The sequence below is a fragment of the Advenella mandrilli genome, assembly GCF_016595155.1.
Lineage (GTDB): Bacteria > Pseudomonadota > Gammaproteobacteria > Burkholderiales > Burkholderiaceae_B > Advenella > Advenella mandrilli.
On the sequence record NZ_JAENGP010000005.1, the window covers coordinates 71,032 to 86,537 of the forward strand.

Annotated in this window: 15 protein-coding genes; 9 read left to right on the top strand and 6 right to left on the bottom strand. The window is 52.5% G+C overall.

Annotated features, from left to right (window positions below):
• Positions 1–136: 136 nt before the first annotated feature.
• From gatB to gatC, 3 genes are read right to left on the bottom strand one after another with little or no spacing between them, the layout of a single operon-like run.
• Positions 137–1,591 carry an Asp-tRNA(Asn)/Glu-tRNA(Gln) amidotransferase subunit GatB gene (gene gatB / locus JHL22_RS06040; protein WP_200235004.1) on the bottom strand — a complete coding sequence of 485 codons (1,455 nt, stop codon included), beginning with the start codon at positions 1,589–1,591 and terminating at the stop codon, positions 137–139.
• Positions 1,591–3,123, bottom strand: coding sequence for an Asp-tRNA(Asn)/Glu-tRNA(Gln) amidotransferase subunit GatA (gatA, locus tag JHL22_RS06045; RefSeq protein WP_200235006.1), 1,533 nt, complete (start codon positions 3,121–3,123; stop codon positions 1,591–1,593). Before gatA ends, gatB begins: the two co-directional genes overlap by 1 nt.
• Before the next feature lie 2 nt (positions 3,124–3,125).
• The gene (gene gatC / locus JHL22_RS06050) at positions 3,126–3,434 is read right to left on the bottom strand and encodes an Asp-tRNA(Asn)/Glu-tRNA(Gln) amidotransferase subunit GatC (protein ID WP_200235008.1); all 309 of its coding nucleotides are present in this window, start codon (positions 3,432–3,434) and stop codon (positions 3,126–3,128) included.
• A gap of 239 nt (positions 3,435–3,673) precedes the next feature.
• Between gatC and JHL22_RS06055 the strand changes: the two genes are divergently transcribed.
• The 5 genes from JHL22_RS06055 to rodA all read left to right on the top strand — a co-directional run bounded on the left by JHL22_RS06055 (position 3,674) and on the right by rodA (position 9,479).
• Positions 3,674–4,717, top strand: coding sequence for a rod shape-determining protein (locus JHL22_RS06055; protein WP_200235010.1), 1,044 nt, complete (start codon positions 3,674–3,676; stop codon positions 4,715–4,717).
• A gap of 87 nt (positions 4,718–4,804) precedes the next feature.
• The gene (gene mreC / locus JHL22_RS06060; protein WP_200235012.1) at positions 4,805–5,713 is read left to right on the top strand and encodes a rod shape-determining protein MreC; all 909 of its coding nucleotides are present in this window, start codon (positions 4,805–4,807) and stop codon (positions 5,711–5,713) included.
• 3 nt (positions 5,714–5,716) lie between these two features.
• Complete coding sequence (mreD, locus tag JHL22_RS06065) at positions 5,717–6,253, top strand: rod shape-determining protein MreD (protein ID WP_200235014.1); 537 nt, start codon at positions 5,717–5,719, stop codon at positions 6,251–6,253.
• Positions 6,254–6,273: 20 nt separating this feature from the next.
• Positions 6,274–8,331: a penicillin-binding protein 2 gene (gene mrdA, locus JHL22_RS06070; RefSeq protein WP_200235017.1), complete on the top strand. Its 2,058-nt coding sequence runs from the start codon at positions 6,274–6,276 to the stop codon at positions 8,329–8,331.
• On the top strand, positions 8,328–9,479 hold the full coding sequence (gene rodA / locus JHL22_RS06075) for a rod shape-determining protein RodA (protein WP_200235019.1): 1,152 nt from the start codon (positions 8,328–8,330) through the stop codon (positions 9,477–9,479). Before mrdA ends, rodA begins: the two co-directional genes overlap by 4 nt.
• On the opposite strand, the gene mutY is transcribed toward rodA, so the two are convergent.
• From mutY to JHL22_RS06090, 3 genes are read right to left on the bottom strand one after another with little or no spacing between them, the layout of a single operon-like run.
• Complete coding sequence (gene mutY, locus JHL22_RS06080; protein ID WP_200235022.1) at positions 9,443–10,525, bottom strand: A/G-specific adenine glycosylase; 1,083 nt, start codon at positions 10,523–10,525, stop codon at positions 9,443–9,445. The genes rodA and mutY overlap by 37 nt on opposite strands.
• A 4-nt stretch (positions 10,526–10,529) precedes the next feature.
• Complete coding sequence (locus tag JHL22_RS06085; protein WP_200235024.1) at positions 10,530–11,438, bottom strand: cell division protein FtsX; 909 nt, start codon at positions 11,436–11,438, stop codon at positions 10,530–10,532.
• Positions 11,439–12,104 carry a cell division ATP-binding protein FtsE gene (locus JHL22_RS06090; protein ID WP_200235026.1) on the bottom strand — a complete coding sequence of 222 codons (666 nt, stop codon included), beginning with the start codon at positions 12,102–12,104 and terminating at the stop codon, positions 11,439–11,441.
• 119 nt (positions 12,105–12,223) lie between these two features.
• Here JHL22_RS06090 and JHL22_RS06095 point away from each other — a divergent pair, with 119 nt between their 5' ends.
• The 4 genes from JHL22_RS06095 to JHL22_RS06110 all read left to right on the top strand — a co-directional run bounded on the left by JHL22_RS06095 (position 12,224) and on the right by JHL22_RS06110 (position 15,498).
• On the top strand, positions 12,224–13,396 hold the full coding sequence (locus JHL22_RS06095) for an amino acid ABC transporter permease (RefSeq protein ID WP_234041148.1): 1,173 nt from the start codon (positions 12,224–12,226) through the stop codon (positions 13,394–13,396).
• Between the two features lie 85 nt (positions 13,397–13,481).
• Complete coding sequence (locus tag JHL22_RS06100) at positions 13,482–14,510, top strand: amino acid ABC transporter permease (RefSeq protein ID WP_234041158.1); 1,029 nt, start codon at positions 13,482–13,484, stop codon at positions 14,508–14,510.
• A 33-nt stretch (positions 14,511–14,543) separates the two neighbouring features.
• Positions 14,544–15,263, top strand: a complete 720-nt coding sequence (locus tag JHL22_RS06105; protein ID WP_200235243.1) for an amino acid ABC transporter ATP-binding protein — start codon at positions 14,544–14,546, stop codon at positions 15,261–15,263.
• A 46-nt stretch (positions 15,264–15,309) separates the two neighbouring features.
• Positions 15,310–15,498: a DUF3460 family protein gene (locus JHL22_RS06110; protein WP_200235032.1), complete on the top strand. Its 189-nt coding sequence runs from the start codon at positions 15,310–15,312 to the stop codon at positions 15,496–15,498.
• Positions 15,499–15,506 lie beyond the last annotated feature (8 nt).

Genomic DNA, 15,506 nt, shown 5'->3' on the forward strand with positions numbered 1-15,506 from the left:
GACGGGGTGGTTGCCTAGAACCACGAAGTGTTTCTTCGCGACCACAGGGTAGTTTCACCGCAAGCCATATAAAAAAACAGCCGATCATTCTCAAGAATAACCAGCTGTTTTTTTGGTTGGGTATGGCTACAAATACCTACCCCAGTTTTTCCTTAAGAATCTCATTCACCTGGGTTGGGTTGGCCTTGCCTTTACCTGCTTTCATTACCTTGCCCACTAACGAGTTGAAGGCTTTTTGTTTGCCGGCCCGGTACTCTTCAATGGTTTCAGGGTTGGCGGCAAGCACTTCGTCAATCATCGCTGAGATGGCACCGCTGTCGCTGATTTGTTTCAGGCCTTTGGCCTCGATAATGGCATCTGCATCGCGATTGTGTTCACCGGCCCACATATCGGCAAACACATCACGCGCGATCTTGTTGGAAATGGTGTTGTCAATAATGCGAAGCAGCATTTTGGCCAGTTGTTCGGGGCTGACCGGGCTGTTTTCAATGTCCAGTTCGTCCCGGTTAAGGGCACCGGACAATTCACTCATAATCCAGTTGGAGGCCAGTTTGGCATTGCCTTCGGGCAGTACCTTGATGGTGTCTTCAAAGTAGTCTGAGATGGCGCGTGAAACGGTTAGCTGGGCGGCATCATAGGCGGGCAGATCCAGTTCGCTGCAATAGCGCTCGCGGCGGGCGGCCGGCAATTCGGGCATGCTGGCCTGCACACGGTCTTTCCATTCCTGTGAAATGACCAGCGGTGGCAGGTCTGGGTCGGGGAAGTAGCGATAGTCGTGGGCATCTTCCTTGGTGCGCATGCTGCGGGTTTCATCTTTCACGTCGTCATACAGACGGGTTTCCTGAATAACGGTGCCACCGTCCTCGATCAGTTCAATCTGGCGACGGGCCTCAAACAGGATGGCGCGTTCAAGAAAACGGAAAGAGTTCACGTTCTTGACTTCGGCACGGGTGCCAAATTCTTTTTGCCCTACGGGACGTACGGATACGTTGGCGTCGATACGGAACGAGCCTTCTTGCAGGTTGCCGTCGCAAATGCCCAGCCAGACCACCAGGCCATGCAGGGTTTTGGCGTAGGCAACCGCTTCGGCGGCCGAACGCAGCTCGGGTTCGGTCACGATTTCCAGCAAGGGGGTGCCGGTACGGTTTAAATCAATCCCGGTAGACAGCTCGCCCAACGGGCCAATGAAGTCATCGTGCAGGGATTTGCCGGCATCTTCTTCAAGGTGGGCACGGGTCAGGTTAAGGGTTTTTTCTTCTTTTCCCACGAAGTAGGAAATTTTTCCACCCACCACGACAGGCAGTTCGTACTGGCTGATCTGGTAGTTTTTGGGCAGATCGGGGTAGAAGTAGTTTTTACGCGCAAACACCGAACGGGGCGCCACTTCGGCACCAATAGCCAGGCCAAAACGAATAGCTCTTTCTACGGCGGCTTTGTTCATGACCGGCAGACTGCCGGGCAGGGCCATGTCAACCATATTGGCTTGTGTGTTGGGGGCGGCACCAAAAGCGGTGCTGCTGCCTGAAAAGATTTTAGATTGTGTGGAAAGCTGTACGTGCGTTTCCAGACCAATGACAATTTCCCATTTCATTATTTGATTTCCGGTTTACGAGTATGCCAGTCTGTGTGTTGCTGGAAGCGATCTGCAATGGCAAGGATTTTGCCTTCATTGAAGTAGTTGCCAATAATTTGCAGCCCTATGGGGCGGTTGCCGTTGGTGCCGCCAAATCCGCAAGGAATGGACATGGCTGGCAAGCCTGCCATGCTGACGCCTAGCGTGAAGATGTCGGCCAGCCAGTCGGCGGTAGGGTCATCGCGGTTGTCGCCAATGTTTTTGGCAACGCTGGGGTTGACAGGGCCCATGATGACGTCGCATTGTGAGCCAAAGGCCGCCTGGAAGTCATTGGCAATGAGACGACGGATTCTTTGTGCCTGCAGGTAATAGGCATCGTAGTAGCCTTGCGACAGAACATAAGTGCCGATCATGATGCGGCGCTGCACTTCGGGGCCAAAGGCCTGTGCCCGCGAGCGGCTGGTCATTTCTTCAAGACCCTTGTACTCTTTGGCGCGATAACCATAGCGCACGCCATCGTAGCGTGACAGGTTGCTTGAAGCCTCGGCCGGGGTCAGCACGTAATAGGCAGGAATAGACAGCTCGGTACGTGGCAGGGAAATGGCAACCCGCTCGGCACCCAGGGCTTCGTATTGCTGCAGGGCGGCTTCAACGGCACTGGCTACATCAGCAGACAGGCCCGGGCCAAAAAACTCTTGGGGTACACCAATTCGCAAGCCTTTCAGCGGCAGGCTGCCCTGCGTATTCTGGCTGGCCAGGGTGTCAAGGTAGTCTTGTTTGACCCGACCCTGGCGGTTGGGTGTGCCATCGCATGATTCAATGCAGGTGGCGTCGCGTTCGTCAAAAACACTCATGACATCAAGCAGCTCAACCAGATCCTGGGCGCTGCCAGCGATGGGGCCGGCCTGGTCAAAGCTTGACCCGTATGCAATCATGCCAAAGCGGGATACCGTGCCATAGGTTGGCTTGATGCCGCTGACACCACACATGGCCGCTGGCTGACGCACCGAACCGCCGGTATCAGTGCCAGTGGTTGCCAGTACAATACCGGCAGCAACGGCAGCGGCAGAACCGCCCGATGAACCACCCGGCACCGCGCTGGTATCCCAGGGGTTAAGACAGGCACCAAAGGCAGAATTTTCATTACCCGAACCCATGGCGAACTCATCGCAATTGAGCTTGCCAATGTTCACAGCGCCCGCATTTTTCAGGTGCTCGACAACAGTGGCATCAAAGGGGCTGGTATAGTTTTCAAGCATTTTGCTGCCCGCCGTGGTGCGCCACTGACGGGTGACAAAAACGTCTTTGTGGGCAATTGGAATGCCGGTTAGCAAATGTTGCTTACCTTCGGCAATGCGCTGGTCGGCCTGTTTGGCCTGCTCCAGGCTGGCTTCGGGATTGATATGCAAGAAAATGTTAAGGTGTTTTACCGCATTGGCACGGTCAAGTGCCTCTTGGGCAAGTTCGGTTGCGCTAACCTGCTTGTCGTCCAGCGCCTTGCGCATTTGGGCAATACTGGAAAAAGTGGGATGGGTGGTTGTATTGCTCATGGTTACTCGATAACTTTAGGGACCAGGAATAAGCCGTTTTCGGTGGCTGGGGCGTTGGCCAGTATGGCGTCGCGTCCGGATTCGGAGCTGGTTTCGGTAATGACATCTTCACGCAACCTGAGCGTGATATCTTCATGCGCGGATAACGGATGGGCAAGTGGCTCGACACCGGTGGTATCCACGGATTGCAGCTTCTCGATAAGTCCCAGAATATTATTCAGTTCGTTCAGGGCCAGCTCCTTTTTTTCAGGAGTCAGTTCCAGTCGTGCCAGGCGCGAAATACGCGTTACATCTTCTAGGGAGAGTGACATATAATTCTTGCGATATAAAAAATAAAAAGAAAAAAGGGCGTATACAAAAATAAAATAAAAAACTTTGGGATTTAGTAAAGAAAACAGCACCAGGTTACAAAGAAAACAATGCGTTGGCGCACTAAATCCGTTAGTTGGCAGCAATTTTCAGTTATTATAATAGGTTATTTTAATCGTTATGTGCGCTGGACTTGTCACTGCGCTTTTATCTCCCCTAAAAATTTTTACCTGCGCGAAAAATGTTCGGATTTTTAAGAAGTTATCTGTCAACAGATATGGCTATTGACCTGGGTACCGCCAATACCCTGATTTACGTACGCGGAAAAGGCATTGTGCTTGATGAACCCTCTGTGGTTGCGATTCGCCACGAAGGCGGCCCCAACGGACGTAAAATCATTCAGGCAGTGGGTCATGCTGCCAAGCAAATGCTGGGTCGTGTACCTGGTAATATCGAAGCCATTCGCCCCATGAAAGACGGTGTAATCGCCGATTTCACGGTGACCGAGCAAATGATCAAGCAGTTTATCCGCATCATTCATCCGCGCAGCATGTTTGCACCCAGCCCGCGTATTATCGTGTGTGTGCCTTGCGGCTCCACCCAGGTAGAGCGTCGCGCTATCCGTGAGGCCGCCATGGGCGCTGGTGCCAGTCAGGTTTATCTTATCGAAGAACCCATGGCAGCCGCCCTGGGTGCCGGGCTTAATGTGTCTGACGCCAGTGGCTCCATGATTGTGGATATTGGCGGTGGCACGACCGAAGTGGCCATTATTTCGTTGGGGGGCATGGTGTACAAGGGTTCCGTCCGTGTGGGCGGAGACAAATTCGATGAAGCCATCATCAATTACATCCGCCGCAACCATGGCATGCTCATTGGCGAGCCTACCGCTGAACTCATCAAGAAAGAAATCGGTTCGGCCTTTCCGGGCACCGAGGTCCGTGAAATGGAAGTCAAGGGCAGGAATCTGTCTGAAGGTGTGCCGCGCAGCTTTACCGTTACCTCCAACGAGATTCTCGAGTCCCTGTCCGACACCTTGAACCAGATTATATCTGCGGTTAAAATTGCCCTTGAGCAAACACCGCCTGAACTGGGTGCCGACATTACTGAAAAGGGCATTGCATTAACCGGTGGTGGCGCCTTGCTTAAAGACCTGGACAGGTTGCTTCAAGAGGAAACCGGTTTGCCAGTGGTCGTGGCTGACGACCCCCTTACCTGCGTTGTCAAGGGTTGCGGAGAAGCACTGGAACACCTGGAGAAACTGGGTCCTATCTTTATTAATGACTAAATCCCGTAACGACTGAATTTCTCATCGGGCCATACCCGTACAGAATGGCCCGGTCCATGTTGTTGTACTTCTTCCTACGGTTGTTTTATGCAGCAGAACAGATCAATCCGCTTATTCAAACATGGGCCGGCTGCAGAGGTAAGACTGTTTTTCCTGGTCTTGTTATGTATTGGGTTGATGATTACCGATTCCGGCTGGCGGGTGCTTGATCCTATCCGGCAGACGACAGCGGTTGTCCTGTATCCCTTTCAGAAAGCAGCCTTGTGGCCACGCGATGCGGTGGCCAAATTCAATGACTGGTCCAATATTGTGGCTATTGCCAAACAGGAAAGCGAGGCAGTACAGCGCCAGCGCATAGAACTGGCGCAAATTTCCGCCCATGCGGCACAAATGGCGGCTGAAAACATTCAGTTGCGCCGGTTGCTGGGCATCAAACATACTGCCCAGACGCCATCGGTGGCGGTGGAAATCCTGTATACGGCTCCCAATCCCCTGAACCAGACCATGGTGCTTACCAAAGGCAGCAGTCATGGGATAGAGCCTGGCATGCCTGTTATTGGAGAAGGCGGGGTGGTGGGACAAATCCGCCGGGTAACCGCCATGACATCGGAAGCGGCCCTGATTACCGATGAAAAAGTCTCGATTCCCGCCATGGTGCTGCGCAATGGCCTGCGGGTTATTGTATTTGGTTCTGGCCAGGGCGGTAAGCTTGAGGTCAGGTATTTATCCATGGATGCCGATATCAGGGTGGGCGACAGCCTGACAACCAGTGGTATCGGGGGAATTTATCCGGCAGGGCTGTCGATTGGCACCGTGACTTCCATCGAAGCCAATTCGGCTGAAGGGTTTGTACGGGCCATTGCCGAACCTTCGGCGCATCCCGAACGCCACCGTCATTTTCTGGTGTTGCTGGTGCCTACCGACGAGGTCCCGGGAAAGGATGAACTTGATATTTTGGCCAAGGGGCCAACCACTAAAAAATACGGCAAGAATTAGTTCATGGAGAAGAAAAACCTGAAATCGCTGCAACCACTGCAATCCACCCAGTACTCCTACATGGTCAATCCGGTGTATGGCTGGGGAACAATTATATTTGTCTGGATGGCATCCATGCTGCCTTGGCGCGGCTGGGAGGGTTCGCCCGATTTGCTGATACTGGTTCTGGCATTCTGGTGTGCCCATGAAGTAAAAGGGGTGGGTTTGCTGGCCGCCTTTTGCTTTGGTTTCTTAATGGACGTCCATGACATGAATATTCTGGGTGAACATGCCCTTACCTATGTCCTGGTTATTTACGGAACCTTAACCATTCGTAAACGCATGATGCGGTTTGGTGTTATCAGCCAGCTTATTCACATGTTCCCGATTTTTTTCCTGGCGCCCATCCCCAGTCGTCTGATGCAGGCATGGTTTGCCGGTGTCTGGCCCGGCTGGGTATGGGTCTGGTCAGGGGTGATTACAGGGGTGTTATGGCTGGCCGCCGACCTTATCCTGAAGCTGCCGTTGCGTCCGATAGAAGATGATGATGCAACCCTCTAGCTTCGGAACGGGAAAAGCCCATGTTTGAGTTCAGGAAGCAGGCATTGCTCCAGCGGCGACAACTGATTATCCGGGTGGTGGTGGCCGTGTTGTTTGTGCTGCTGTGTTTCAGTGTGCTGGTTAACCGCTTGTGGGTCTTGCAGGTAGAGCGCTACCAGGGTCTGTCAGAACGGGCCGAAAGAAACCGTATTACCCTGGTGCCCATTACGCCTCGCCGGGGTGATATCCTTGATCGAAACGGGGTCGTTCTGGCCCGCAGTCATCGTGACTATATACTTGAAATGGTGCGCGGGCAGGTTGGGGATGTGCCGAAAATGCTCGAACAGCTCGAGCAGATTATTCATTTGTCTCCGCTTGAGCTCAGACGCTTCAAGCGCCGGCTGGGTAGCTCAAACCGTTTTGCTTCGGTTCTGCTTAAAAGTAACCTGACCGACGACGAGGCGGCCACTTTTGCCGCGCACTCCTATAAGTTCAAGGGGGTCAGCCTGAAGGCACGCTGGGTACGGGAGTATCCTGAAGGCGAATCGGCGGCGCACGCGATTGGCTACGTTGGACGGATTTCCGAACGGGACCAGGAGCAGCTCGAAGAAAAAGGGCTTGAGGGTAATTACCGGGGTACCGAGGTCATCGGCAAGAAAGGGATTGAAGCCAGTTACGAAGAACGGTTACACGGAAAAACCGGCTGGGAAGAAGTGGAAATTGCCGCTTCCGGCAAGCCAGTACGGGTGTTGAAAAGAACCGATCCCATTCCCGGCGATAACCTGCGCCTGTCGCTGGATATGGGGCTGCAAAAACTGGTCGAGAGCATTTATAACGATCCCAAGAATCTCCAGCGTGGTGCCCTGGTGGCTATCGACCCGCGTAACGGGCAGGTGCTGGCCTATGTATCGGCTCCTTCTTATGACCCTAATTTGTTTGTCGATGGCATTGACGTTGAAAACTGGCGCCGCCTGTCGGACTCGCCCGACCATCCTCTGATTGACCGGCCCATTTACGGCACTTTCCCGATTGGTTCCACTTATAAGCCATTTGTGGCTCTGGCAGCCCTGAATCTGGGGGTACGCGACCCCAATGCCAAAATTTCCGACCCGGGTTTTTTCGAGTATGGTGGCCAGCGTTTTCGCAATGCAGGCGGGGCAGCCTATGGGCCAACCAATATGCACAAGGCCCTGGTGGTGTCTTCAGATACTTACTTTTTCGGTCTGGGTCCCCTGATTGGGGTAGATGCCTTGCATGATTTTTCCCTGCAATTTGGTTTTGGCAAGAAAACCGGCATTGATTTAATGCACGAGAAAAAAGGGATTTTGCCTTCCCGGGAATGGAAGAAAAAGTCATTCAAGAGTCCTGCCCAGCAAAAATGGATTCCAGGCGACACCATTTCGGTTTCTGTCGGGCAGGGATACAACTCGCTAACCATTACCCAACTGGCACAGGCAACGGCAACCCTGGCGGCCAATGGCGTGTATACCAAGCCACATCTGGTTAACTGGATAGAAAACCCGGTCCTGAAAAAAGTTGAACAAACCGTCTCGGAGCCCGAGTACAAGGTGGATGTGGCGCAAGAACATATAGATCTGGTCAAGTCGGCCTTGGCCGAGGTAAATGCCAAAGGCACGGCCAGAAGGATTTTTGCCGGCGCCGGTTATAATTCGGCCGGTAAAACCGGCACTGCTCAGGTATTTAGCCTGAAAGGCACCAAATATAAGGCTGAAGCGTTAAACAAACGCTTGCATGATCATGCCTTGTATATGGGGTTTGCACCGGTTGAAAACCCTCAGATTGCCGTGGCCCTGATTGTTGAAAATGGTGGTTGGGGTTCCAGTGTGGCAGCGCCCATTGCCCGTAAGGTTTTTGATTACTGGCTGGCCCCCGAACGTGCGAATATTCCCGAATACATCCCCAAGATTGATGATATGGAACAACAGGAAGAAATCTCTCCCGATTTGGTGATTCCCGAGAATATTCCCGCCAACCCGGATGATAAGGCCCCCGGGCATACTCCTGAAATCCTGGCACCCGTCGAGATCAACAGGAATGGCCGGGAAAGTACGCAAAATGATGAGGCAGGTGAACGATGAACCGGGTAATGAATTGGATTCTGGGTTCCCTGCGTTGCATAGACTGGCCACTGTTACTGATTCTGGCTTTGTTGTCTGGCCTGGGTATGACGATTATGCATTCGGCTGTGGGGGGCACTGACTGGCGCTTTGCCGATCAGGGACGTAATTTTCTGGCGGCCTTTGGCGTGATGTGGATAGTGGCCATGATACCTATTTCCAGAATGATGAAAATGGCCATTTCATTTTACCTGTTGGGGGTTGTCCTTTTACTGGGTGTGGAGTTTTTTGGGATTACCAACAAGGGAGCAACCCGCTGGCTGGATGTGGGTGTTACGGTTATTCAGCCCTCTGAAATGATGAAACTGGTCGTGCCCATGATGCTGGCTTGGTATTTTGACAAGCACAGGGCCAAGTTGCGCATTATTGATTTTCTGGTTGCCGGTGTGTTGCTACTGGTGCCGTTTGTGCTTATTGTCAAGCAACCCGACCTGGGTACGGCCTTGCTGGTTTTTGCCACTGGTTTTTTTGTTATTTATTTTGCGGGCTTGTCTTTCAAACTGTTGGCCCCCCTGTTTGTCATAGGGGTGACCGCGCTTGTTCTTATTTTGTATTACGAACAAATGCTTTGTGCGCCCGGCTTTGACTGGGTTGTGCTGCATGATTACCAGAAACACCGGGTGTGCACCTTGCTGGATCCCAGCACCGATCCGCTTGGCAAGGGTTTTCATACCATTCAGGGGATGATTGCGATTGGTTCGGGCGGTATTTATGGCAAGGGTTACATGCAGGGTACGCAAACCCATCTGGACTTCATTCCAGAACGCACCACCGACTTCATCTTTGCCGTGTTTGCCGAAGAGTTTGGCCTGTACGGCGGGATATTGCTGCTGATTTTGTATTCCCTGCTGTTGTTGCGCGGCTTTTTCATTACCCTGAAGGCAAGAACCCAGTTTGGCCGTTTGCTGGCCGGTGCCCTGACCATGATGTTCTTTGTTTATGTTTTTGTGAATATGGGCATGGTCATGGGTATTTTGCCGATTGTCGGGGTGCCCCTGCCATTCATGAGTTATGGTGGAACGGCCCTGGTAACCCTGGGCTTTGCCTGTGGGCTGTTAATGAGTATTTCAAATTATGAGCCCAGTAAATCCACAGTGCCTGAAAACTGATGCAGGCCTTGCAGCAGTTTCAGGATAGGGGCTGGCAAGGCCGTGGTTTCCAGTTGGTCCAGGGGCAACCATTGGTGCTTTCTGCTGTTACTGCTTTCTTCCCTTAACGGAAGATGGGTGCAGGTAAGCCAGTAGGGTTGTATATGCAGCCTGAAATGGGTAAAAACGTGCTCGAAGGCGGCCAGTTTAAGCGCGCTTTGTTGCGCTTGCTGCCAGTCGTTTTGCAGGCTTTGCAACTCTTGTTCATTATGAAATTCGGGTAATGACCACAGGCCGCCCCAGATGCCCTGCTCGGGGCGTTGCTGAACAAGGATGCGGTCCTGGTGCTGCAATACCAGCATGTTTACCGAACGCACCGGGATGGTTTTTTTTATTTTGGGTGTTGGCAGCTCTGCCTGCCTGTTTTCACGATAGGCATAACAGGAAGACTGCAGCGGGCAGGCATCGCATTTGGGTTTGCTACGGGTGCACACTGTGGCGCCCAGGTCCATTTGTCCCTGGGTATAGGCGGGCATGTCCAGGTTTTTGTCTGCCTGTTCAATATTTTCATGAGCCTGTTTCCACAGCCGGTTTTCAATTTCCCTTTTGTTGGTCTGCCCTTCAATACCGTAATAACGGGTAAAAATCCGTTTGACATTGCCATCCATAATGGGTGTTTTTGCACCAAAGCAAAAAGCGGCAATGGCATGGGCGGTTGATTTTCCAATGCCTGGCAGGCTCATGATATCTTGCGCCTGCCGGGGGAACTCGCCCTCCCATTGCGCCACCACGGTTTGGGCACATTTATGCAAATTACGGGCCCGTGCATAGTAGCCAAGGCCGGCCCACAGTGCCAGTACATCATCCTGGGCGGCGGCGGCCAGGTGGTGAATCGTGGGGAAGGTGGCCAGAAAACGCTCATAGTACGGAATGACCGTGACTACCTGGGTTTGCTGCAGCATGATTTCAGATAACCATACTTTATAGGCGTTCCGCGTGTTCTGCCATGGCAGGTGGTGTCTGCCATGGCTTTTTTGCCAGGCAACGATAAGATTGGCAAATGGCATGTGCTTAGAAATGTGAATGACGGGTGACCGACCAGCGGGCTGCCGTGGCGGCAATAATCATCACCAGTGCAATGGTGAGGGCCAGCCATGAGGCAGGGGGCAGGGTAAAACTGAACGGGATGCCGTAACTGCTGGAAAGCAGGGTAATGGCTTGATTTAAAACGCTCAGGGTAAGGGTGCTTAGCAGGACGGCCAGTAAACCCGCCGTCAGGCCCGTAAGGGCACCAAAATACAGAAAGGGGCGTCGTACAAAGGATTCAGTGGCGCCAACCAAGCGGGCAACCGCAATTTCGTCACGCTGGACCAGTGCCTGCATGCGGACGGTATTGAAAATGGTGGTGATCACGATAAGGGCAACCCCAGCGGCCAGCAGACCCAACACAATCCGGATAAAGGACAGGATGGCTTCCAGTTTCTGAATCCATGCGCTGTCAAACTGCAGCACGTCGACTTCGGGGAGCTGGCTCCAGGCTTGCGCCAGTTGTTCGGCCATTTCGGTTGGGCTGGCCTCATCGGACAGGGTAATGATAATGGAATGAGGCAGGGGGTTTTGCGGCAGAACCTTAAGGGCGTCCGACCACGATTCAGAGGCTTTCAATGATTGCAGGGCCTGGGCCTTGTCAATCACTTCCAGGGTAAGAATCGACTGACTATGTTCATCTTGAAGCTGCTTGGCCAATTCACGGGTTCGCTCAATCGTGGTCGTGTCATTCATGAACAGGGAAATAGCCGGGTTGACGGATATATTGCGGGCAAGGGGTTCCATGGAAACCAGAATGGCACTTGCCAGCAGGGGCAAGGTTAATACCAGGGCAATGACCATGATATTCGTCAGGGATGAAAAGGGGGTGCCCAGCAGGCGGCGTGCGGCAATGTGAATTGCGTAAAGGTGATGTCTAAGCCAGGTGTTCATTCAGTGTTTTCCCAGGTCTTTGAAACGGCCGGGTTCCAGCAGCAGGGTCCGGTTGGCGTGGCGTTGCAGCAGGGGTACGTCGTGGGAGGCAATCAGGGTGGTCACGCCAACCCGGTTGAAATCCCGGAATACCTCTAGAATGCGGCTGGCATTGTCCTGGTCAAGGTTGGCGGTGGGTTCGTCGGCAATCAGGATGGCAGGACGGTTGACGATGGCGCGGGCAATGGCCAGGCGTTGCTGTTCTCCGCCTGATAAGGCGATCGGGTTGAGCTTTTCTTTACCGGAAAGCCCTACTTTGGCAATGGCGGCGCGTGCCCGTGAGGTGGCCTTTTTGTGGTCCAGATTCATGACAGCCAGGGGGAGCATGACATTTTCAAAGGCATTACGGTCATACAGCAGATGCGTATCCTGCAAAATGATGCCAACCGCACGGCGTAAATAGGGTCGTGCCCGTGCCGGCATGCTGTCCAGGCTTTGTCCGTTAACCATGATGGACCCACGGCTAGGATGCTCAAGCCCGCCAATCAACTTGAGCAGGGTGGATTTGCCTGCTCCCGACGGGCCGGACACAAAAACAAATTCACCGCGTGAAATGTTGAAGTTGATATCAGCCAGAATATTGGCACTCTGGCCATAGGACTTGAAGACGTGCTTGAATTCAATCATGTTGGTTCAGGTAAAGGGCGGGTGCATAAATGCACATAATACCTGCATTTTTCCTTAAGACTATACAAACAGGCGTTGTTTGGGTTACAAACATTCATTGCTTTGTACCGTAAATGCTTATGGCTTCCAAAAAAACAAATAAAACACATCTTTCCTGGAATGATCCGGCGTTCCGCTCTATCATTTACCAAATTGCGGTGTTGGGGATTGTGGCGTATGTTGCCTGGTATCTGGTCTCCAACACCATGCATAACCTTTCCATTCGCAATATCACCACCGGGTTTGACTTCCTTGATGGTGAAGCCGGTTTTGCCATTGGTGAGTCATCTATTGCCTATTCACCGGCAGACACCTATAAACGCGCCATATTGGTGGGTATCGTCAACACCCTGCAGGTTTCTGCCATGGGTATTATCCTGTCAACCTTGCTGGGTACCATTATTGGTGTGGCCAGGCTGTCAACGAACTGGCTGGTTGCCCGGCTGGCGACGGTTTATATCGAAGCCATCCGCAATGTTCCTTTGCTGATCCAGCTGTTTTTCTGGTATGCCTTAATTACCGAAAGCCTGCCCGGTCCCCGGCAGGCGCTTAATCCGGTTGACGGGGTTTTTCTTTCCAATCGGGGGCTCAAGTTTCCAGCCCTTCAGGGCGATTCCTTAAGTTGGATACTATATGGTTTGCTACTGGCCGTGTTAGGTACGTTTGCTTTTTATTACTGGTCACGCAAACGGCAGGAAAAAACCGGAAAAACCTTTCCGGTCTTCCGTTCTGGCCTGTTCATGATGCTGGCTTTTCCGCTTATTGCTTATTTTCTGGGCGGCGCTTCGCTGGCGCTGGAATACCCCGTGCTCAGGGGGTTCAACTTTACCGGTGGCCTGTCTATTTCTCCTGAACTCTCGGCCTTGCTGGCCGGTCTGGTTATTTATACGTCTGCGTTTGTGGCGGAAATTGTCCGCTCGGGTATCCAGAGTATCGGCAGCGGGCAATGGGAGGCCGCCAGCTCTATCGGGCTGGGCAAAGGCAAGGTATTGCGGCTTGTCATCTTGCCACAGGCTTTGCGCGTCATGATTCCTCCCATGACCAGTACCTACCTGAACCTGACTAAAAACAGTTCGCTGGCGGTTGCCATTGGCTATCCGGATATTGTGTCGGTGGTTAACACCACGCTGAACCAGACCGGGCAAGCCATTGAAGGGGTGATCATTATTATGGCCGCCTATCTCACGGTCAGCCTTTCCATTTCGGTATTCATGAACTGGTATAACCGGCACATTGCCCTGGTGGAGCGTTAAAATGAGCCAACATACCTTGCCCATTGACCCCGTCCAGCCAGGAAGACGGCTCCCGCCAAAAAAAGAAAGCGGTATTTTTGCCTGGATGCGCAAAAATCTTTTCGCTTCTCCGCTCAGTATCCTGATCACGGCCCTGATTCTCTGGTTTTTGTTAATGACAGCGCCTTTGCTCATCGAGTGGGTTTGGCTTAAGGCCAATTTCACGGCTGGCAGTGGCACAGAGTGCCGGGGTACAGAAGGAGCCTGCTGGGCCTTTATCCGCGAAAAATACCGGCTTATCCTGTTTGGCACCTATCCTTATGCCGAACAGTGGCGTCCCTTGCTGGCCGTGATTATTCTGGTGGCGGTTATCGTCTGCAGCGCCATACGGACTTTCTGGAATAAATGGCTGCTGTTGATATGGCTGGTGGGCCTGGGTTCGGTTGCCATTTTAATGTGGGGTGGGATACTGGGTTTAAGCCCCATCGATAACAGCCGATGGGGCGGCTTGCCGCTTACCTTGATTCTGGCTACTTTCGGTATTGGCCTGGCCTTTCCGTTCGGGGTGTTGCTGGCTTTGGGGCGGCGCTCCAATATGCCTGCCATTAAGGCCCTGTGTGTGGTGTATATTGAAATCATCCGGGGGGTGCCGCTCATCAGCCTGCTGTTCATGTCTTCAGTCATGCTGCCCCTGTTTTTGCCCGAAGGGGTTACCTTTGACAAACTGCTGCGTGCGCAAATTGCCATTATCATGTTTACCGCCGCCTATATAGCAGAAACCGTGCGCGGTGGCCTACAGGCCATCCCCAAGGGGCAAATTGAAGGTGCCGAGTCGCTGGGCCTGAGCTATTGGCAGCAAATGTATAAAATTGTTCTGCCCCAGGCCCTGAAGATCGTGATTCCACCCATGGTGAGCATTTTTATTGCCCTGTTCAAAGATACCTCGCTGGTGGTGGTGATTGGTATTTATGACCTGACGCTGTCGGCCAAGGCCGCCTTGGCCGATCCGCTCTGGCGTGGTTTCAGTGTCGAGGCTTATTTATTTATTTCACTTATTTATTTTGTTTTTTGTTTTGCCATGTCCCGCTACGCCAAAAATCTTGAGGCTCGCCTGGATACGGGACACAAGCGTTAAAAGGAGCCCGGTGTGTCAGATCTGATTGTCCAGATGGAAAATGTTAACAAGTGGTATGGAAAGTTCCATGTGCTCAGGGATATCAACCTGTCGGTCGCGCCTGGCGAACGGATTGTGATTTGCGGGCCGTCCGGTTCTGGAAAATCCACCCTGATCCGTTGTATTAATCGGCTGGAAGAACACCAGGAGGGGCGGATTATTGTCAATGGCGTAGTGTTAAGCAATAACCTGAAAAATATTGAACAGGTACGCCGTAACGTGGGCATGGTGTTTCAGCACTTCAATCTGTTTCCTCACTTGACTGTGCTGGAAAATCTTACTCTGGGGCCGATCTGGGTTTTGAAAATGCCAAAATCCCAGGCCGAAGCGGTCGCCATGAAATATCTCGAACGGGTCCGGATACCCGAGCAGGCGCATAAATATCCCGGCCAATTGTCGGGCGGGCAGCAGCAGCGGGTGGCCATTGCGCGTTCATTGTGCATGAGCCCCAAGGTCATGCTGTTTGATGAACCCACCTCGGCCCTTGATCCTGAAATGGTCAAGGAGGTACTGGATGTCATGGTGACCCTGGCCGAAGAATCGGGTATGACTATGCTGTGCGTGACCCATGAAATGGGCTTTGCCAAAAAAGTGGCTGACCGGGTGGTTTTTATGGATGAAGGGCAGATTGTGGAAGAAAACACCCCAGATGCATTTTTTGACCATCCGGTGCACGAAAGGACCAAACTGTTTTTAAGTCAGATTTTGCACTAAAAATGCAGTAAACTTTCACTTTAAGTTTATTTTTGCGTAAGTGATCATGGCACAACATTACGAATCAGATATTACCCAATTTATTAATGCGTACAAAACCACTCATCCTGATACTGAAAAGCGTCAGCTTGAAGGGCGTTCGCTTTTGTGGGACAAGCAGCAGGATGCCGAACTGCTCAAGCAATTCAAGGCCGCCCGTGTTCCCCAGAAACCCTACGTCTATCAAACGAACTAAGCCATTCC

Coding starts and splice junctions, on each gene's coding strand:
- JHL22_RS06085 (WP_200235024.1), bottom strand. CDS start 11,438: ATGAACACCTGGCTTAGACATCACCTTTACGCAATTCACATTGCCGCA.
- JHL22_RS06055 (WP_200235010.1), top strand. CDS start 3,674: ATGTTCGGATTTTTAAGAAGTTATCTGTCAACAGATATGGCTATTGAC.
- JHL22_RS06110 (WP_200235032.1), top strand. CDS start 15,310: ATGGCACAACATTACGAATCAGATATTACCCAATTTATTAATGCGTAC.
- rodA (WP_200235019.1), top strand. CDS start 8,328: ATGAACCGGGTAATGAATTGGATTCTGGGTTCCCTGCGTTGCATAGAC.
- mrdA (WP_200235017.1), top strand. CDS start 6,274: ATGTTTGAGTTCAGGAAGCAGGCATTGCTCCAGCGGCGACAACTGATT.
- gatC (WP_200235008.1), bottom strand. CDS start 3,434: ATGTCACTCTCCCTAGAAGATGTAACGCGTATTTCGCGCCTGGCACGA.
- gatB (WP_200235004.1), bottom strand. CDS start 1,591: ATGAAATGGGAAATTGTCATTGGTCTGGAAACGCACGTACAGCTTTCC.
- mreC (WP_200235012.1), top strand. CDS start 4,805: ATGCAGCAGAACAGATCAATCCGCTTATTCAAACATGGGCCGGCTGCA.
- mutY (WP_200235022.1), bottom strand. CDS start 10,525: ATGCCATTTGCCAATCTTATCGTTGCCTGGCAAAAAAGCCATGGCAGA.
- JHL22_RS06090 (WP_200235026.1), bottom strand. CDS start 12,104: ATGATTGAATTCAAGCACGTCTTCAAGTCCTATGGCCAGAGTGCCAAT.
- gatA (WP_200235006.1), bottom strand. CDS start 3,123: ATGAGCAATACAACCACCCATCCCACTTTTTCCAGTATTGCCCAAATG.
- mreD (WP_200235014.1), top strand. CDS start 5,717: ATGGAGAAGAAAAACCTGAAATCGCTGCAACCACTGCAATCCACCCAG.
- JHL22_RS06095 (WP_234041148.1), top strand. CDS start 12,224: ATGGCTTCCAAAAAAACAAATAAAACACATCTTTCCTGGAATGATCCG.
- JHL22_RS06105 (WP_200235243.1), top strand. CDS start 14,544: ATGGAAAATGTTAACAAGTGGTATGGAAAGTTCCATGTGCTCAGGGAT.
- JHL22_RS06100 (WP_234041158.1), top strand. CDS start 13,482: ATGCGCAAAAATCTTTTCGCTTCTCCGCTCAGTATCCTGATCACGGCC.